This is a genomic window from Pseudomonas sp. FW300-N2F2, assembly GCF_017351655.1.
GTDB classification, from domain to species: Bacteria; Pseudomonadota; Gammaproteobacteria; order Pseudomonadales; family Pseudomonadaceae; genus Aquipseudomonas; species Aquipseudomonas fluorescens_AA.
This window is the reverse complement of the sequence record NZ_JACNDQ010000003.1, coordinates 985716-1001084: the sequence shown is the minus strand read 5'-3', so window position 1 is coordinate 1001084 and position 15369 is coordinate 985716. Positions and strand designations below refer to the sequence as shown.

General features: G+C 61.3%; 13 protein-coding genes. 5 read left to right on the top strand and 8 right to left on the bottom strand.

The window, feature by feature from the left end:
• The first annotated feature begins 20 nt into the window (after positions 1-20).
• Positions 21-1106, top strand: a complete 1086-nt coding sequence (locus J4E63_RS25045; protein WP_207283649.1) for a sensor domain-containing diguanylate cyclase — start codon at positions 21-23, stop codon at positions 1104-1106.
• Here the strand turns inward: J4E63_RS25045 and J4E63_RS25040 are convergent.
• The 3 genes from J4E63_RS25040 to J4E63_RS25030 are packed head-to-tail and all read right to left on the bottom strand — an operon-like array spanning position 1090 to position 6630.
• Positions 1090-3441 (bottom strand): TonB-dependent receptor, encoded by a 2352-nt coding sequence (locus J4E63_RS25040; protein ID WP_207283648.1) that lies wholly within the window; start codon positions 3439-3441, stop codon positions 1090-1092. The two genes, J4E63_RS25045 and J4E63_RS25040, sit on opposite strands and share 17 nt — an antisense overlap.
• A 1-nt stretch (position 3442) precedes the next feature.
• Positions 3443-5830: a hybrid sensor histidine kinase/response regulator gene (locus J4E63_RS25035; RefSeq protein WP_207283647.1), complete on the bottom strand. Its 2388-nt coding sequence runs from the start codon at positions 5828-5830 to the stop codon at positions 3443-3445.
• Entirely contained in the window at positions 5830-6630 is an 801-nt protein-coding gene (locus J4E63_RS25030; protein WP_207283646.1) for a helix-turn-helix domain-containing protein, read from the bottom strand. The genes J4E63_RS25035 and J4E63_RS25030 overlap by 1 nt, the downstream gene beginning before the upstream one ends.
• A 399-nt stretch (positions 6631-7029) precedes the next feature.
• Between J4E63_RS25030 and J4E63_RS25025 the strand changes: the two genes are divergently transcribed.
• The gene (locus J4E63_RS25025; protein ID WP_207283805.1) at positions 7030-8538 is read left to right on the top strand and encodes a hypothetical protein; all 1509 of its coding nucleotides are present in this window, start codon (positions 7030-7032) and stop codon (positions 8536-8538) included.
• 196 nt (positions 8539-8734) lie between these two features.
• Here the strand turns inward: J4E63_RS25025 and J4E63_RS25020 are convergent, their stop codons facing one another.
• The 3 genes from J4E63_RS25020 to J4E63_RS25010 form a co-directional block, all read right to left on the bottom strand.
• Positions 8735-9280 (bottom strand): DUF4256 domain-containing protein, encoded by a 546-nt coding sequence (locus J4E63_RS25020; protein ID WP_207283645.1) that lies wholly within the window; start codon positions 9278-9280, stop codon positions 8735-8737.
• Positions 9281-9476: 196 nt separating this feature from the next.
• Positions 9477-10226, bottom strand: a complete 750-nt coding sequence (locus tag J4E63_RS25015) for a hydroxypyruvate isomerase family protein (RefSeq protein WP_207283644.1) — start codon at positions 10224-10226, stop codon at positions 9477-9479.
• A 41-nt stretch (positions 10227-10267) separates the two neighbouring features.
• A complete protein-coding gene (locus J4E63_RS25010; RefSeq protein WP_060739121.1) occupies positions 10268-10921 on the bottom strand; it encodes an arylsulfatase in 654 nt (217 codons plus the stop codon).
• Between the two features lie 108 nt (positions 10922-11029).
• On the opposite strand from J4E63_RS25010, the gene J4E63_RS25005 reads away from it, so the two are divergent.
• Both J4E63_RS25005 and J4E63_RS25000 read left to right on the top strand, forming a co-directional pair.
• Positions 11030-11446 (top strand): VOC family protein, encoded by a 417-nt coding sequence (locus tag J4E63_RS25005; protein ID WP_207283643.1) that lies wholly within the window; start codon positions 11030-11032, stop codon positions 11444-11446.
• 172 nt (positions 11447-11618) lie between these two features.
• Positions 11619-12668, top strand: a complete 1050-nt coding sequence (locus J4E63_RS25000) for a hypothetical protein (RefSeq protein ID WP_207283642.1) — start codon at positions 11619-11621, stop codon at positions 12666-12668.
• A 200-nt stretch (positions 12669-12868) separates the two neighbouring features.
• Here the strand turns inward: J4E63_RS25000 and J4E63_RS24995 are convergent, their stop codons facing one another.
• Positions 12869-13582, bottom strand: a complete 714-nt coding sequence (locus J4E63_RS24995; protein WP_207283641.1) for a FadR/GntR family transcriptional regulator — start codon at positions 13580-13582, stop codon at positions 12869-12871.
• 97 nt (positions 13583-13679) lie between these two features.
• On the opposite strand from J4E63_RS24995, the gene J4E63_RS24990 reads away from it, so the two are divergent.
• The gene (locus J4E63_RS24990; protein ID WP_060739125.1) at positions 13680-14423 is read left to right on the top strand and encodes a FadR/GntR family transcriptional regulator; all 744 of its coding nucleotides are present in this window, start codon (positions 13680-13682) and stop codon (positions 14421-14423) included.
• 123 nt (positions 14424-14546) lie between these two features.
• On the opposite strand, the gene J4E63_RS24985 is transcribed toward J4E63_RS24990, so the two are convergent.
• On the bottom strand, positions 14547-15269 hold the full coding sequence (locus tag J4E63_RS24985; protein ID WP_192261496.1) for an oligogalacturonate-specific porin KdgM family protein: 723 nt from the start codon (positions 15267-15269) through the stop codon (positions 14547-14549).
• Between the last annotated feature and the right edge of the window lie 100 nt (positions 15270-15369).

Genomic DNA, 15369 nt, shown 5'->3' with positions numbered 1-15369 from the left:
ACCGAGCACCGTGTGCCCCCATGAACCTACGCACCTTCATCCGTCGCTACTGCCTGGATTCCAGGCTCGCCACGAATGCCCTGGCCCGCCTGCACCGGGCGCTTTCCTCCCTGGTCCGCTACCTGGCGCAACAAGGCTTCGAGGACAAGACCTGGCCGGCCACCCGCGACGAAGGTGCCCTGGACCGTCGTCTCGACACCGTGCGCCCGGAACTGGCCGCAACGGTGTTCAGCCACGCTCGGGAAGGGGCCATCCTGGTTGACCCGTACGGTCGGGTCATCGCCGTGAACGAGGCCTTCACGCGGCTCACCGGTTACGGCCAAGACGAGGTGCAGGGTCGGGAGTTGAATTCCCATCGCATGGTGCGTCGGCTCGCGGCGTTTTATGCGCCGATGAAGAATGCGCTGGATTTCCACGGGCATTGGTCTGGTGAAATTCAAAGCAATCACAAGGATGGCCGGGAGATGACGTCGCGCATCAGCATCAGTGCCGTGCACGACCGGTATGGGAACGTTCAGCACTATGTGGCGTTGTTCAGCGACATGACGCAGATGAAGCAGCGCCTGCAGTTACTGGAGCGTGACGCTCGGTATGACGCGCTCACGCAACTGCCCAATCGGTTGCTGTTGACCGAACGGATGCGCCAGGCCCTGGGCAAGGCCGCTCTCTATCAGCAGAAAGTGGCCATCGCGTTTATCGACCTCGATGGGTTCAAGGCGCTCAACGACAGCTATGGGCATGACTGGGGTGATCGGGTGTTGCAGATTGTCGCGACACGGATCAATGCCACGTTGCGTGAAGGCGATACCTTGGCGCGGCTCGGTGGCGATGAGTTCGTGGCGGGGCTGGTGGATTTGCAAGCGGTGGAGGACAGCGAGCCGTTGCTCAAGCGGATGCTGGCGGCGGCCAATGCGCCGATCGTGATCGGTGCGCAAACGGTGGAGATTGCCGCCAGTATCGGCGTGGCGTTTTTTCCTGAGCATGGGCAGGAGGTCGATGGGCTGATCAGCAAGGCGGACAAGGCGATGTACCTGTCGAAAAAGGCCGGCGGCAATCGTCTGGCGTTTTGTCCGACGCGGTTTATTTCGCTCAATAGCGAAGCCTGACGGTGGTGCCGAGGGTTCGTTCGCTGCCGGTCATGACACCATAGTCACCGGCGCCGAGCAGTGAATAGACGGCGGTGATGTAGTTGCGGTCGAAGACGTTACGCACCCAGCCTTCCACTTCCCAGGCACGGTCCTGGCTGCGCAGGCCCAGGCGCAAATTGGTCAGGCCGTAGCTGGGTTGATAGCTGCCTTCGCCGCCTTCGAGGGTGCCGGAGTAGCCGGTGCGGAAGCTGTAGTCGATGCCGCTGAAGGCTTCCAGCCCATAGGGCAGCGGATGGGTGTGGTCGAGGCCGCTGCGGAGGTTCCATTCCGGCGCGTTGTAGAGCCGGTCGCCGCTGAGGTCACAGGTCCATTGGCCCGAGGCCGGCGGGCACGGGGCGTTGGGGAAGCTGCGGTAGCGCGCGTCGCTCCAGGCCAGGCCCAGTCGCCCGGTGAGTCGGGGGGTGAGTTGCCAGGCGGAATCCAGCTCGATGCCGCGCAGGCGGACCTTGCCGACGTTGATCAGATTGTCCCGCAGCGGTGGGGCGAGCATGGACGTCGGCGGGCTGTAGGTGAGCGCCTGGTAGTTGTCGACGTCGGTCTGGTAAACGGCAAGATCAAGCAATGCGCGCTCATCCCAGAAACGCGTCTTCATGCCCAGTTCCAGGGACGTGGCCCGCTCAGGCTCGAAGGTGGGTGCGGTGAACGGGCCGACCACGTCGAAGTTGATGCCCCCGGCCTTGTAGCCCCGCGACCAACTGACGTAGCCCATCACTCCATCGCTGAAGCGGTAGCTGGCGCTGAGGAGGCTGGAGACGTTGTTTTCTTTTATCGAATCCTCGCGGTAATAAGCACCACCGAGGGCGATGTCGCGCAGCAACTGTCCACCGGCCTGGAACACCGGCGGCAAACCTGTCAGCGGGGCGAGGTTGCTGACGTCGCGGGAGACCCAGCCGTCCTTGCGCTCCTGGCTATAGCGCAGGCCGCCGGTGAGCTCCAGCGGGTCGATCGGGCGCCAGGAGAGCTGGCCGAAAATGGCTCGGCTGTCGCCCTTCTGTTCGCCGTCATAGCGTTGCCGGGCGCCGTCCAGCAGCATCGCCGGCACCTGCTTCGGATCGGTGAACGTGATGCCGTAGAGCTTTTGCAATTGCTCCAATTGATCGCCGACGAACCAGGGCGCGGCGTCCTTGCCGAATTCGGCGTCGATCTCCCGGTCGAGCTGTTGGCGCAGGTAATAGAGCCCGGCCACATAGTCGACGGACGAACCGGCCGTGCCGGACAGGCGCCATTCCTGGCTGAACTGCCGGTGGCCCAGCTCGGTTTCGGACTGGGCCACGGACAGCGCGGTGCTGTCGCTGTCGCGGGTGGCGCGGTAGTCCCAGTCGCGGTAGGCGGTGATGCTGGTCAAGCGCATTGCCTCGTCCAGGTCCCAGTTCAACTCCAGTGACACACCGTTCTGCAAGGTTTGCGGATGGCCCGGCGCGTCGATGCGTGTCTCGCGCTTGTAAGGGTCGGGCTCCGCCAACGGATAGCCGAGGAACTGGGCGCGCTTGCGGGTCTGCTGGCTGTAGTGATTGACCAGCAGGACGTTGCCGGCTTCGTTTTGCTCGGCATAGTCGGCGATCAGGCGGGCGCTGAAGTCGGCGGTCGGCGTCCACAGCAACTGACCGCGCAGGCCTTGGCTGTCGGCGTCGCCGAGGCGGGCGCCGTCTTGCAGGTTTTCCACGGCGCCATCGGTGGCGCTGTCGAAAACATTGAGTCGGCCGGCCAGCACATCGTCCTGCAACGGCCCGGAAACCGTCCCGCGATATTCCCGCAGGCCGCGCTCGCCGTAGCTGGCTTCGAGGTTGGCCTCGGGCTGGAACGTTGGTTGGCGAGTGATGATGTTCAGCGCGCCCGCGGTGGTGTTCTTGCCGAACAAGGTACCTTGCGGCCCGCGCAGCACTTCGATGCGCTCGATGTCCATCAACTCGGTGAAGGCCATGCCCTGGCGCGCCTGGTAAACGCCATCGACGTAGGTGCCGACGCTGCCTTCCAGGCCATCGTTGTAGGCGGTGGCGCCGAAGCCGCGCAGGCCGAAGCCGGCATAACGGGCGTCGTGACCGGACACTATCAAGCCGGGCACGCGCTGTTGGACGTCTTGCAGACGGTGCAGGCCGGCCTCGTCCAGTTGCTCGCCGTAGAGGACGTTGATCGGGATCGGCACCTGTTGCGGGTCTTCCTCGCGACGGCGAGCGGTGACGGTGGTGGCGTCGAGCGTGAGGGCGCTGGGCGCCGCTTGTTCGGCCTGGACCGACGCCCAGGGCAACATCGAAAGGCCGCCGAGCAGGAACAACCGGTAACCCAAACCCGGCATCCTAGTGCTCCCGAGCCAACGCGCGACGCGTGCTGTCCGGGCAGGACAGAGCCTTGACCCACGCCAGCAATTCACGGCTGTCGGCGGGCTTGAGCAGGACCGCGTCGAAGGCCAGGTCCGCTGGATAATCCTGCGGCCTGCGCGGCGGCACCGCCGAATAGAGCATCACCGGCAGATGGCGCCAGCGTTCGCGCACTTGGCGCAGCAGTTCCCAGCCGTCCATGCCGGGCATCATCTGGTCGCTGATCAGCAGGTCGATTGGCTTCTGCGCCAGGCAGGCCAAGGCGTCTTCGCCGTTCGCCGCCATGCTTACGTCAAAACCGTAGCCGGCCAGCAAGTCGTAGAGCCATTCGCTGTTTTGCTCGACGTCGTCCACCAGCAGAACGTGTTTGCCCTGGCCGTCGAGCGGCGTGGCATTGTTGTCGACGAGGCCGTTTTCCAGGTCGTGTTCTTGGGCGCAGTTCAGTTGCAGGCGAAAGCTGAAGTGGCTGCCCTGCCCGGTGGCTTGGGGTTCGAGGCGGCTGTCCATGCGTTCCAGCAGTTGCGTGACGATGGACAGGCCCAGCCCGCTGCCTTCGTAGCGCTGGGCATTGCGACCGCGGCGGAACGGTTGCAGCAGTTGTTCGAACTCTTGCGGGTCGATGCCGATGCCGGTGTCGGTCACGCTGAAACGCAGCTCCACGGTGTCGACGGTGGCCCCTGGAGCCGCGCTCACTTCGAAGCGGATCTGGCCGTTGCGGGTGAATTTCGCCGCGTTTGCCAGGAGGTTCATGAGCACCTGCCGAAGGCGTTTGAAGTCGGCCTCCACCAGTGGCGGCAGGTCATCCGCCAGCACCGCTTCGAAGGTGTTGCCCTGGCGTGCGGCGAGAAAGCCCGCTTCGTCTGCGACCTCTTTGAGGAAGCCGTAGAGGTAGCCCGGCGCGAGTGTCAGTTGCATCTGCTCCAGCTCGCCACGGGAGAACTCGAGCATCTCGTCGATCAGCTCCAGTTGCTGGCGGGCGTTGCGCTCGATCGTGGCTTGATAGTCGCGGTTCGGTCCGGCGTGCAGCAGACGCGCATAGTCGATGATGCGCACCAGCGGCGAGCGCAAGTCGTGGCTGATTCGCGCCATCAACGCGCTGCGGGCCGCCAGGGAGTCGCGCAACTGCGACGTGCGCAGGGCCACGGTGCTTTCCAGGCGTTCGTGCTCGGCCTGGCGTTGTTGTTCGAGGGTGGCCAGGGCGTTTTTTTCGCGGTTGCGGCTGCGGGCCACTTCCATGATCAACGTGCACACCAGCAACGCCACGCCCGGTAGTGTGGACGATAAGCTGTATTTGCTTTGGGGCGACTGCCAGGGCAATTGTTCCTGGGGGAAAAGCATCCGCATCAGCAATTGCGCAAGCAAGAGCCCCGACACCAGCCAGGCCAGCCAGCTGTAGCTCAGGCGTCTGCGCCAGGCCATGAACAGCGTGACGAGCAGCACCCCGTAGAAACTCAGGAGGGAGATCTGGACGATCTGCGCGCCCTGGACGGGATCGACTTTCAACCACCAGAGTCGCCCGAGCACACACCCCGACAGCGGCAGCCAATAGCTCCAGCCAATGACTTTGGGCAGGACGGACACCTGCAACAGCACGCGGAAGTAGGCGAGGAACAGGACGAACGAAATTGCGCTGGCGCAGGTCAGCAACTCCCGTGTCCAGCCCAGCGCGGTGGGCCAATAGATCAGGTAGCCGTTGAGGATGCAGGTCAGCAGGATGTAGCTCAGGACCGCGCCCGCATTCACGCTCAGCAACCGGGAGCGCAGGATCCAGCCGACGATGAAGCCGAATGGCACGACCAGCAGGACAATGCCGAGGGTGAGTCCGTCGCTCAAGTAGGTCTGTTGCTGACTGCGCAGCAGCGCCGGCTCGGACCACAGCTCCGGCTCCAGCAACATTTGGAAGTTGCTGGTCACGCGGACGAACACCGTGACGCGCTCCCCCGCCGCCAGCGAGACCGGGAACGCCGGCTGACGCGCCGCCGGTTGGGGCCATTCGGCCAAGGGATAGGCGGCTCCGGCGTGGGCGTCATGTCCCGACTGGTACACACGGATGTCTTCCAGGCGCGGCGCCCCGATCACCAGCAGGCGCGAACACGACACAGCGCTTGAGTTGGTGAGCTGCACTGTCAACCAGAAGGCGGAGCGGCTATAGCCTTGGGTCGGCCAGCCTGGGGTTGCGGCGTTGAAACGCGTTTCGGGCAGTCGGGCGACGTCTTCCAGGCTCAAGCTGGCTTGGGTGTCTTCGAAAATCTGTATCGCGGGCATCAGCTCCAGATGGTCCGCCCGGCAGATATCCACAGGCGTGGCGTGCAGCAAGCCTGTGGATAACAACGCTGTCGCCAGCAATAACAACTGTAGGAGGCGCATCAGGCACGCCCGGCCGACTCGGTTTCGGTGATACCCAGGGCTTGCTGGCGAAACTGGCTGGGCGTCATGCCGATTCGCTGGCGGAAGGCCGTGGTGAAGTTGCAGGCGTTGCGAAAACCCACCAGTTCGGCGACGTCCTGCACGCTCATGGCGCTTTCGGAGAGCAAATCCTGGCCGCGCCGCAATCGGGCGTCGCGAATGTAGGCGAACACGGTCAGCCCCAGGTGCTCGCGAAAGATCCGCGAGAGGCGCTTCTCGTGAGTGCCGACTTTTTGCGCCAACTGGACCAGGGAAGGCATGTCATCGAGGTGTTTTTCGATCAGTCGCATCGCGGCGCGCAGGACGATCTCATCGCCCTCTGGCTCCGGGTCGGCCGGGCTGGCTTGAGCGGTGGGCGGCGCGCGCCAGGTCAGTTGCAGGTGGATCTTGATACGCGCCAGCACTTCCTCCGGCGCGCAGGATTTGGGGATGTAATCCACCCCGCCGACGGTCAGCCCTTCCAGGCGCTCGATTGAGCTGTTGGCCGAAGACAGGAACAGAATCGGCGTATGCCGGGTCGCCGGCGCCTCGCGCAACAGCCTGCACAGGCTGAAACCGTTCATGTGCGGCATGTGCACGTCCAGCACAATCAGGTCCGGGCGCAAGGCCAGGGCCCGCTGATAACCCTGGTGGGCATCGCTGGCCAGGGAAATGCGCCAGGGTTGCGCCTTGAGCAGGACGAGCGTTGCGCGAATATCCTCCGGGACGTCGTCGATCAGCAGGATATGCGGCTCGGACCACGCCGCCGCGCTTGCCTCCATAGCCGTCCGCCTTTCGTATCGTCCGTCGTCCATTCGCTACGTTCTCTTATCGTGCGTTTGCCAATTAATTGCCGGAAAGCAACGGTATTGCAAAGCCAATCGATGGATCGGTAAAAATCGTTATACCGATAGCGGCAGCTCCGGCGAAGACTTGAAGGTGCCGAGAATACCTGTGGGAGCGAGCTTGCTCGCGATAGCGGTATACCAGCCGCCATCGATGTGCCTGACCTGACCCTATCGCGAGCAAGCTCGCTCCCACAGTGGACTGTGCCCATCGCTTTGGGGCTGCTGCGCAGCCCAGCGGAGCAAGCTCCCTCGCCGCGGGTTTATTGGATTGCTCAAGGTCGGCGGTGTGCGGCTAAGATGGCGCGCAGAGAAACCACAAGGAAGACAGGCGTGATGCAATCGCAATTCGATCCGTTGGTTCATATCGATTGGAAAACACCGGGCAGCGACTTGCTCGAGCTGTTGCAGCATTACTATCCCGACATCGGTGTGTTTGCCGGCCCGGGGTTCGAGGCGCTGTTGGATGAGCTGTCCAACGAGATGCCCGAGGTCTGTTTCGAGGCGCTGGTGCCGCTGTTGGCGGGTCAAGGTTATGACTTGTGGAACCTGGACGCCGGTGGCGATGATTATCGGCCGGTGATTGTTCTGGTCGATCAGCGCGAGGCCTTTGCCCGGCACTGGCAGGGCCAGCGCGGCGAGCCGAGGTTCACGGCGAGTTTGATCGAGCCGCCCAAGCCTGCCGCCGTCGAGCGTAAACCGGCCAAACCCAAGCGCAGCAAGGTGAAGTGGCTGCAGGAAGTCCATGACTATCCCGGCGCCACCTATGTGCATGAATACAACTACCGCAACGGTTGGGCCGCCATCACCGAGCAGGACGAAGACCAGTGGTTGTGCTTTCTGATCGATTACAACCAATGGCCGCCCGCCGAGCAGGACATGCTCGAACACCGGGCCGATGGCGTGGACGGCGCGGACCTTCAGCTCGTCGATGCCGATGCCCGGCGCAGCCTGTGGAAACGTCGGGTCATACGCGGCGATTACAGTGCGGACGAGCGCTACCAATACGAAATTCGTCAAGGCGATGAGATTGCCGCGTTCGGGCCTGCCGGGGTGCAATGGCCGGAGTTTGAACAGCCCTGCGTGGTGGTGGGCTCGGAGATATTCGAACGTCAGCGCATCTACGAACCCGAGCATTTGACGCGGATCTGGCGGATCACGGCGGACAGCAGCGAGGTGATTTTCGAGTACGCGGATGAACTGACGATCCTGCCCATCGGCCCTCGCCGTTTGCTGTTCATGCAACACAACGGGGCGAAGTGCTGGGTCTGGAATCAAGACCCGCCACAACAAGCCATCGTCGCCCGGGCGATGCCCGCCGAGGGCTATAAACTCAGGGCGTCAACGGCTTACCTGGGGGGTGACGAGATCCTGCTGTTCAGCGAAGGCGCGCGGCAGAACCTTGAGCATTCGGGTTATCAGGAGACGGTGCTGTTGGTCTGGCGCTTCAACTTCATGACCGGTGCCAAGACCAAGGCGACGCTGGACGGTTTCGGCAGTGAACTGCGCCAGGACACGCGTTTGCTCGTCACCCAGCCTAAGCAGGTCATTACGTTGCGCACCTTTCATGGGCAGCTTCATGTTGCCCGGGGGCATGGGAATTGGTGGGTGTGGAATTACCGCGCTAATACGTTCGGGTCGCAGACGCTGGCGTGGTTCTGGAATCAGGACAGTAACGAGGTGGTGAAGCTGTCGACCAAGGACATTCCGCGGATCAAGCCAGATGTTCGTTATGTACCGGCGCAGGATCGCTACCTGGCGTTCGAGACGGCGTTTGTGGCGCGGCTGCCGGAATTCAGCGAGATGGTTGAGGCCAAGGGGGGTGAGGTTTTGGTTTTTGAGTGAGGGGCTTCTGCCGCATTTCCTTCGACCGTACGCTATCACCGTGGCGAGGGAGCTTGCTCCCGCTCGGCTGCGCAGCAGTCGTAAAACCTGCTGATGCCGCTCTTCCTGGCACACCGTGGTGGATGGCTTTGGGACTGCTGCGCAGCCCAGCGGGAGCAAGCTCCCTCGCCACGGGGTTAGCGGTGATGTTGAGGGCTCAAACCCGCAGCAACCCGCGAAACCCTCGCGCCGCGTAATACGACTGCACACCATTGTGGTAAACGAACACCCGGCCATAACGAAAGTCACCGAAAATCGCTCCTCCGAGGGCGCGAAGCTCTGGAGGGGTTGCCAGCCAGCTGGACGTCTTGGCGTCGAACTCACCGAGGGTCTGCAGGGCTCGGTATTGGTCTTCCGTCAGCAGGGCGATGCCCATCTTTTCGGCCATTTCGATGGCACTGCCTTTGGGCTTGTTCTCCTTGCGCGCTTCCAGCGCCGCGCGGTCGTAGCAAAGGCTTCGGCGCTCGGTCGGACTTTCTTTGGCGCAATCGCAGAAGGTGACAGCGCCGGTGTTCGGGTCGAGGCCAATCACGTCTGGCTCACCGCCGGTGGCTTCCATGGCCTGGAGGGACTCCAGGGCATTGGGGTTGTTTTCGAGCCGGCTCTGGACGTCGGCCCAAGGGATGTCGGGGTGATGGTTGAGGTTTTGTTCGAAGCGGGTTTTCAGGGTTTGGATGAGGTTGTCTTGTTCTTGTTTTTTCATGGTGTGGAAGTCCGTGGGTGATCGGTTGCCGATTCCGCGCCTGGTTCAAGAATACCTAGGATAGACATACGGCAGATTTCCCACAGACATGGTCGCTTTTTTGTGGGAGCGAGCTTGCTCGCGATGGCGGTGTATCAGCCAGCAGATTGGTTGACTGTGAATCCGCTATCGCGAGCAAGCTCGCTCCCACAGGGGGTCAGGCGTTGAACTGCTTGATCCAATCAAGGCCTGCCACGGTAGAGCTGATGGGGCGGTACTCACAGCCGATCCACCCTTGGTAGCCACGCCGCTCCAAGTCTGCGAACAAAGCCGCAAAATCCATATTCCCCGTCCCCGGTTCATGACGCCCCGGGCAGTCGGCAATTTGCACATGGACGGTTCGGTCATAGAAGCGAGCCAGCACATCCGCCACATCCCCGGTCAACCGTTGGGCGTGGTAAAGATCGAGGATCAGCCCGACACTCGGGAAAGTCTCCAGCACTTGTTGCGCCTTGGTGAAGTCGGACATGTAATAGTCCGGCATCTCCTGCACACAGATGACTTCAATCAGCGGCCGCAAACCCTGGTCCTCAAGGTATTTGACGGCGTACTCCAGGTTGCGCTCATAGATAAGCGCGGCGTCTTCCTGAATCGTAACGCCCGACATGATGTGGACATCCGAACACGCCAGCGCCTTCGCATAGCGAGCAGCCTGGAGCAAGCCGCTGCGAAACTCCTCGTCCTTGCCGTGCAAGGCTGCGATGCCTTTGGTCACGCCAGCCGGTGCGGCGAACTGGATCAACGGCAGGTTGTGTTGAGTCAGATGATCGGCCAGAAGACTGGCATCGAATTCGTAGGGCGAAGGGAACTCCACCGCGCGAAAACCCGCAGCAGCGGCGGCTTCGATGCGTTGTAGAAAAGGCACCTCATTGAATTGAAAACCGAGGTGAGCGTTGAACTTGGGCATTGGGTCAATCATCCATCCTGGGAAGAAACGAAATCATCTGTTCAGAGCAACTTGTGCAGCGCCAGCACCGCACTGTCGGGCGTCGTCAATACTGGCAGACCGGAGCGGGCCTGAGCTTGCCCGGCGGCGCTGGTCATCGAAAACTGGGCGAAACATATCAGGTCGCAGCCCTCGACCCGGGCGGCCATTTCCACGATGGCGGCATCGTGGGCTTGCGGGTTGCCGTCTTTCAACGCCTGCAATGCACCCGGAACGAAATAGGGCACCACTTCGACCACGCGGCCACTGCGCTCTGCCGCTTGCTTGAACTCGGGCATCATCGAGGTAATGGTGGGTTCGAACGTTGCCAGCACAGCAATGCGCGATGCCTGGCTCAGTGCCTGCTCGATCATGGCTTCGTTCGGCTTGAGCACCGGAATGGCCACCTCGGGTTTAATCAGGTCGATGGCATCGCCAAACGCCGAGCAGGTAAACAGAATGGCATCCGCCGCGCTTTGTACGGCGTACTGGGAAAGCGTAAGGAAGCGAGCTTTCATGCTCGTGGTCAACTCGCCCTCTTCCACCCGGTCCTGGGGCAGCGAGTCCTCAAGCAGATTGATGATCCGTGCCTGCGGCCAATGCCGGGCAAAAGCAGCGGTGATGGGCTCGATCGCCAAAGGGGTTGCATGGATCATAAAAATTCGTGGAGCCTTCATGCTTATGCCATTCTCCAGATCATGTTTTTTGCACGGTATCAGAAGCCCCGATAGCGTGTGGAATTCCTGTGGCAATAAACAATGCGGTACTGAGCACATGAGGCCCGTATGAAGAACTTCACGATTCAACGTATTGACCACATCGTCCTGCGCGTAAAGGACCTCGAGCGCAGCCTCGCTTTCTACACATCGGTGCTCGGTTGCGAGCTGAAGAAGCGCCGGGACGATCTAGGCATGCTTCATCTGGGCACCGGTGTTTCGATGATTGACCTGGTTGCCGTGGACGGCCCCCTCGGTCGCCAGGGTGGGCCGGCAGCGGGAAAGCAGGGGCACAACGTCGATCACCTGTGCCTGCGGATCGAGCCGTTTGATGAACCAGCCCTTCTCGCGCATTTGGCTTCGGCGGGCCTGACCGTTGAGAAGGCGCAGATGCGCTATGGCGCGGAGGGCAAGGGCTGGTCGATTTACTGCTTCGATCCGGACGGCAACCAGATCGAGTTGAAGGGCCCGACGCTGGAGCCCTGAGCTTCAACTGGCGGGTAATCCCCCTGTGTGGGCTTGCTCGTGTCTGGATCGGTGATGTTGACTGTGCCGGCGTCATCGCGAGCAAGCTCGCTCCCACAGGAGGTCGGTGATGGACGCAGTAGTGGCACTTCAGTAGCATTCGCTCACTTTATCGATCCTTCAAGGATGACTCATGCTCGCCCTGCCTCGCCGTCTTGTCCCGTCGTCAGCATTGTCCGCGTTGTTCGTATTGCTCGGCGGTTGCAGCGTCAACGGCAGTTACCCCGACGCCACCGAACCGGACGCTGCCAAGTTGCGATTCGTCGCCAATACCAGCAACGCCACGCTGGATTATTTCGATGCCGCCCATTGCGACGGGCAAACCACGGGCATTCTCAACAATCTGCTGCTGAGCGATACCGCGCGGCGGGTGGGGATGAGCGTTCCGGCGCCCAAGGATGCCAAGGGCTATCTGGAGGTCAAGTTCAAGCCCGGTGAGCAGATTTACCTGCGCACCAACATGAACAGCGGTTATGCCGTGTGCGGCAAGGGCTTCAACTTTACCCCCGAGGCCAATGCCGAATACGAGGTGACCTTCAAGTCCGAGAAAAATCTCTGCCTGACTCAGTTGCAACGCCTGCAACGGGTCGACGGCAAGGACGTGCGCACTCCGATCCCGATCCTGAAAAAAGATTTTCCCGCCTGCGCCGGTCGCAACGCGCTGTTTCCCAAAACCTACCCGGACACGCCCCATCGCCTGGAGCTGATGAACCGGGTCATCGATAAAAGCCTGGTCGTCACTGTGAAAACCGATCCGGCCAAGGAAAAAGTCGAGAGTTACTCGCCAGAGAAACTCGACACTTTGATCAGCGAACGCAAGGCCAAGCTCGGCTTCGACCTGCCGCCTGACTACTGGACGCTGTACCGGGAAAACCTGAAGACATTTGGCGATGACATGGCGCAGAACAAGGCGCGCTCGCTGGAGCGCTTCAAAGATGAATACCAGACGCGCCTGCGGCAGGTGAAGGATGAGCAATTGGAACAATGGGCGCTGCCCAAAACCGCCAATGCCAAGCCGGAGAAAGCCGAGATCGATCTGGACGTCGCGATGATGGTGGAGTACTTCCGGATCGGGAATGGGGTGACGGTCGAAGCGGTAGGTCATCACTTGGAAAGGATGGCGCAGATGGATGAGCGTTACGGGGTTTGTGCAAGGTTTGCGGAGTGCTGGAAGCGCAACTAGCAGCCATGGCTGTAGCGCCGTCATCGCGAGCAAGCTCACTCCCACAGGGGGACGGTGGTGGACACAGCATTTGCACACACCCGAGATCAAAAACTGTGGGAGCGAGCTTGCTCGCGATGGCGGTGTGTCAGCCGCATCAATGTTGACTGATCCGCCGCTATCGCGAGCAGGCTCGCTCCCACAATGTTCTGCGGTGGAGGTTATTGCGCCGTCAACTCCACCACACCCCGAACCCGCTGCTGCATATTGATCAAATGCAACCGCATCGACGCCCGCGCCGCTTGCGCATCATGCCGCGCCAATGCCGCGTAGATCTGCTCCCGCTCACGCACCACCAACGCCCGATTTTCATCCGTCACCGCCGGTCCGGCCTGTTGCACCACGGCGATCAACGTATTGCCCACATGGGCCATGGCGTCGATGAAAAAGCTGTTGCCGGTGCACTGGGCGATCTGCAGATGAAATTCGAAATCGACCCGGGCGCTTTCGTCATCCGTTAAGTCAAAAGCATTTGCCGCGTCGAGCGCCTCACGCATCGCCTGCAACTGCTCCGGTGTGGCCCGTTGTGCGGCGATGCCGGCGGCTTCCACTTCCAGGCTCAGGCGCAGTTCGATCACGGCGAGCGCATCGTAGGCGCCGCCCTTGACGTGTTTGCTGCCCTGGAAATCCCCCGGGCGGGCGGTATCTACCACGAAGGTGCCGATGCCGTGACGGGTTTCCACCAAACCTTCGGCCTGGAGCCGCGACATGGCTTCGCGGACCACCGTCCGGCTGACGCCGCGTTCCTTGATGATGACTTGTTCGGTGGGTAACTTGCTGCCCGCAGGCAGTTCGCCGGCCAGTATCTGCTGCGTCAGGTCGACCACCAGTTGTTGAGTCATGCTCAGGCGTCGATCGGGTGTGACACGGTCCATTGCACCTATCCATTAAAGCCAGACGATCGCGGCATTATAGCCGCGACCTTGCGCCAAAACTCACTATAATGCCCGCTGATCACCCAAGAGCAAGCCGATGACGGATCAAGCGTTATCTCCACTGAACAAGCCACGCCGCCTCGCCGAAACACTGGTCGACCGCTTTGCCCAGCGCATGCGCGACGGCACCCTCAAGTGTGGCGAAAAGCTTCCCACCGAAGTGCATATCATGGAGGCCGAAGGGGTCAGCCGTTCAGTGGTGCGCGAAGCGCTGTCGCGCTTGCAGGCGGCGGGGCTGGTGGAAACGCGCCATGGCGTCGGCACCTTTGTCCTCGACATGCCAGCACCGGAGGGCTTCACCTTGGGGCCGGCGACGATTGCCACGTTGTCGGATGTGCTCAACCTGTTGGAGTTTCGCCTGAGCCTGGAAGTCCAGGCCGCGGGCATGGCCGCGCAACGCGCAACCCCCGAAGCCCTGGCCGAACTGGCCCAGGCGCTGGAGGCGTTGCTGCAAGGGCCGGAAAAGTCCGGTACCACCATCAATGCCGATTTCCAGTTCCATCTGAAAATCGCCAAGGCGGCCGGCAATTACTACCTGATCGATATCATGAAGCACCTGGGCACGAAGCTGATCCCCCGTACCCGGATGAACTCCGCCTATTCCGGGCAAAGTGACCGCAGTGCTTATCTTCAGGGGATCAACGCCGAACACCAGCAGATCTTCGACGCCATCGCCAGCGGCAATGTCGATGCGGCGCGGGCGGCCATGTACCTGCATTTGAGCAACAGCCGCATGCGCCTGTGTGAAACGCAACAGCGCCAGGCGTTCTACAACGAGTAAGCCCTGCCCCTGTGGGAGCGAGCTTGCTCGCGATGGCGGTGTGTCAGCCACATTAATGTTGACTGATCCGCCGCTATCGCGAGCAAGCTCGCTCCCACAGGTTGATCCCGGTGCTTCAACAACTTAGAAAAAGTTGTATTGAATACCGACCCGCAGACGCAGTTGGCGATCACTGTCGACGGAGTTGACCTTGATATCACCCACTTCAAAGAACGGCGCCCAGCGTTTGTCCCACTTGTACTTGACCACGGCATTCTGCTCATAGTCGTCGGTGCCGCCGTTATAACGGATGTAGTTGGCATCGAAGTACGTCAGTTGATATTCATACGCCCACGGCCCCTGGTTCGCGTAGTTGATGTACACGTCGTAGCGATGGATCTTCTGGTCGTCCTGTCCGTTGTCCGGCACATCATGATCGACCTTGTCACGGTCGAGCTTGGAGGAGTCGTAGCGGTAGCGTCCGGCGATGCTCAGCTCCTTGGTGATCTTGTAGCCCAGGCGCATGCCCATCTTGTAGGTGGTGGACTCCTCGTCGCTTTCCATGGCGAACGAAGGCGTGAGCGTCCAGCGATCATTGAGCTTGTGCTGGTAGTTGACGGTGAATTCATGGCCGCTGCCGACGGTGTTGTCGAAGGCAACGTCTTCGCGATCACCGGCGGTCTTGTATTTGAGTTCCCCTTCCAGCCCCACGCCGTTGTCCAGCCGCATGCCAAACTTGGCGCGGTCGGCGTGCATGCGGGTTTGTTCCGCATATTGGTGGCGTACGTTGATATAGCCAGTATCGGCCATGGCAACGACTGAAGTGAACAAGGAAGCGAGGGACAGCGCGACAAGTGTCTTTTTCATGTTTTTTTATTCTTGTTAGTTGAGTTATTAGTTGGGTTGAACGCCAAATCACAGGCGAGCGCGTGCGCGGCATTGAAACCTGCGGTTCAACGTCTTCTAC

What these genes read in the sequence shown, in the direction of transcription:
- J4E63_RS25045 (WP_207283649.1), top strand. Translation starts at nt 21, where the DNA reads ATGAACCTACGCACCTTCATCCGTCGCTACTGCCTGGATTCCAGGCTC.
- J4E63_RS25040 (WP_207283648.1), bottom strand. Translation starts at nt 3,441, where the DNA reads ATGCCGGGTTTGGGTTACCGGTTGTTCCTGCTCGGCGGCCTTTCGATG.
- J4E63_RS25035 (WP_207283647.1), bottom strand. Translation starts at nt 5,830, where the DNA reads ATGCGCCTCCTACAGTTGTTATTGCTGGCGACAGCGTTGTTATCCACA.
- J4E63_RS25030 (WP_207283646.1), bottom strand. Translation starts at nt 6,630, where the DNA reads ATGGAGGCAAGCGCGGCGGCGTGGTCCGAGCCGCATATCCTGCTGATC.
- J4E63_RS25025 (WP_207283805.1), top strand. Translation starts at nt 7,030, where the DNA reads ATGCAATCGCAATTCGATCCGTTGGTTCATATCGATTGGAAAACACCG.
- J4E63_RS25020 (WP_207283645.1), bottom strand. Translation starts at nt 9,280, where the DNA reads ATGAAAAAACAAGAACAAGACAACCTCATCCAAACCCTGAAAACCCGC.
- J4E63_RS25015 (WP_207283644.1), bottom strand. Translation starts at nt 10,226, where the DNA reads ATGCCCAAGTTCAACGCTCACCTCGGTTTTCAATTCAATGAGGTGCCT.
- J4E63_RS25010 (WP_060739121.1), bottom strand. Translation starts at nt 10,921, where the DNA reads ATGAAGGCTCCACGAATTTTTATGATCCATGCAACCCCTTTGGCGATC.
- J4E63_RS25005 (WP_207283643.1), top strand. Translation starts at nt 11,030, where the DNA reads ATGAAGAACTTCACGATTCAACGTATTGACCACATCGTCCTGCGCGTA.
- J4E63_RS25000 (WP_207283642.1), top strand. Translation starts at nt 11,619, where the DNA reads ATGCTCGCCCTGCCTCGCCGTCTTGTCCCGTCGTCAGCATTGTCCGCG.
- J4E63_RS24995 (WP_207283641.1), bottom strand. Translation starts at nt 13,582, where the DNA reads ATGGACCGTGTCACACCCGATCGACGCCTGAGCATGACTCAACAACTG.
- J4E63_RS24990 (WP_060739125.1), top strand. Translation starts at nt 13,680, where the DNA reads ATGACGGATCAAGCGTTATCTCCACTGAACAAGCCACGCCGCCTCGCC.
- J4E63_RS24985 (WP_192261496.1), bottom strand. Translation starts at nt 15,269, where the DNA reads ATGAAAAAGACACTTGTCGCGCTGTCCCTCGCTTCCTTGTTCACTTCA.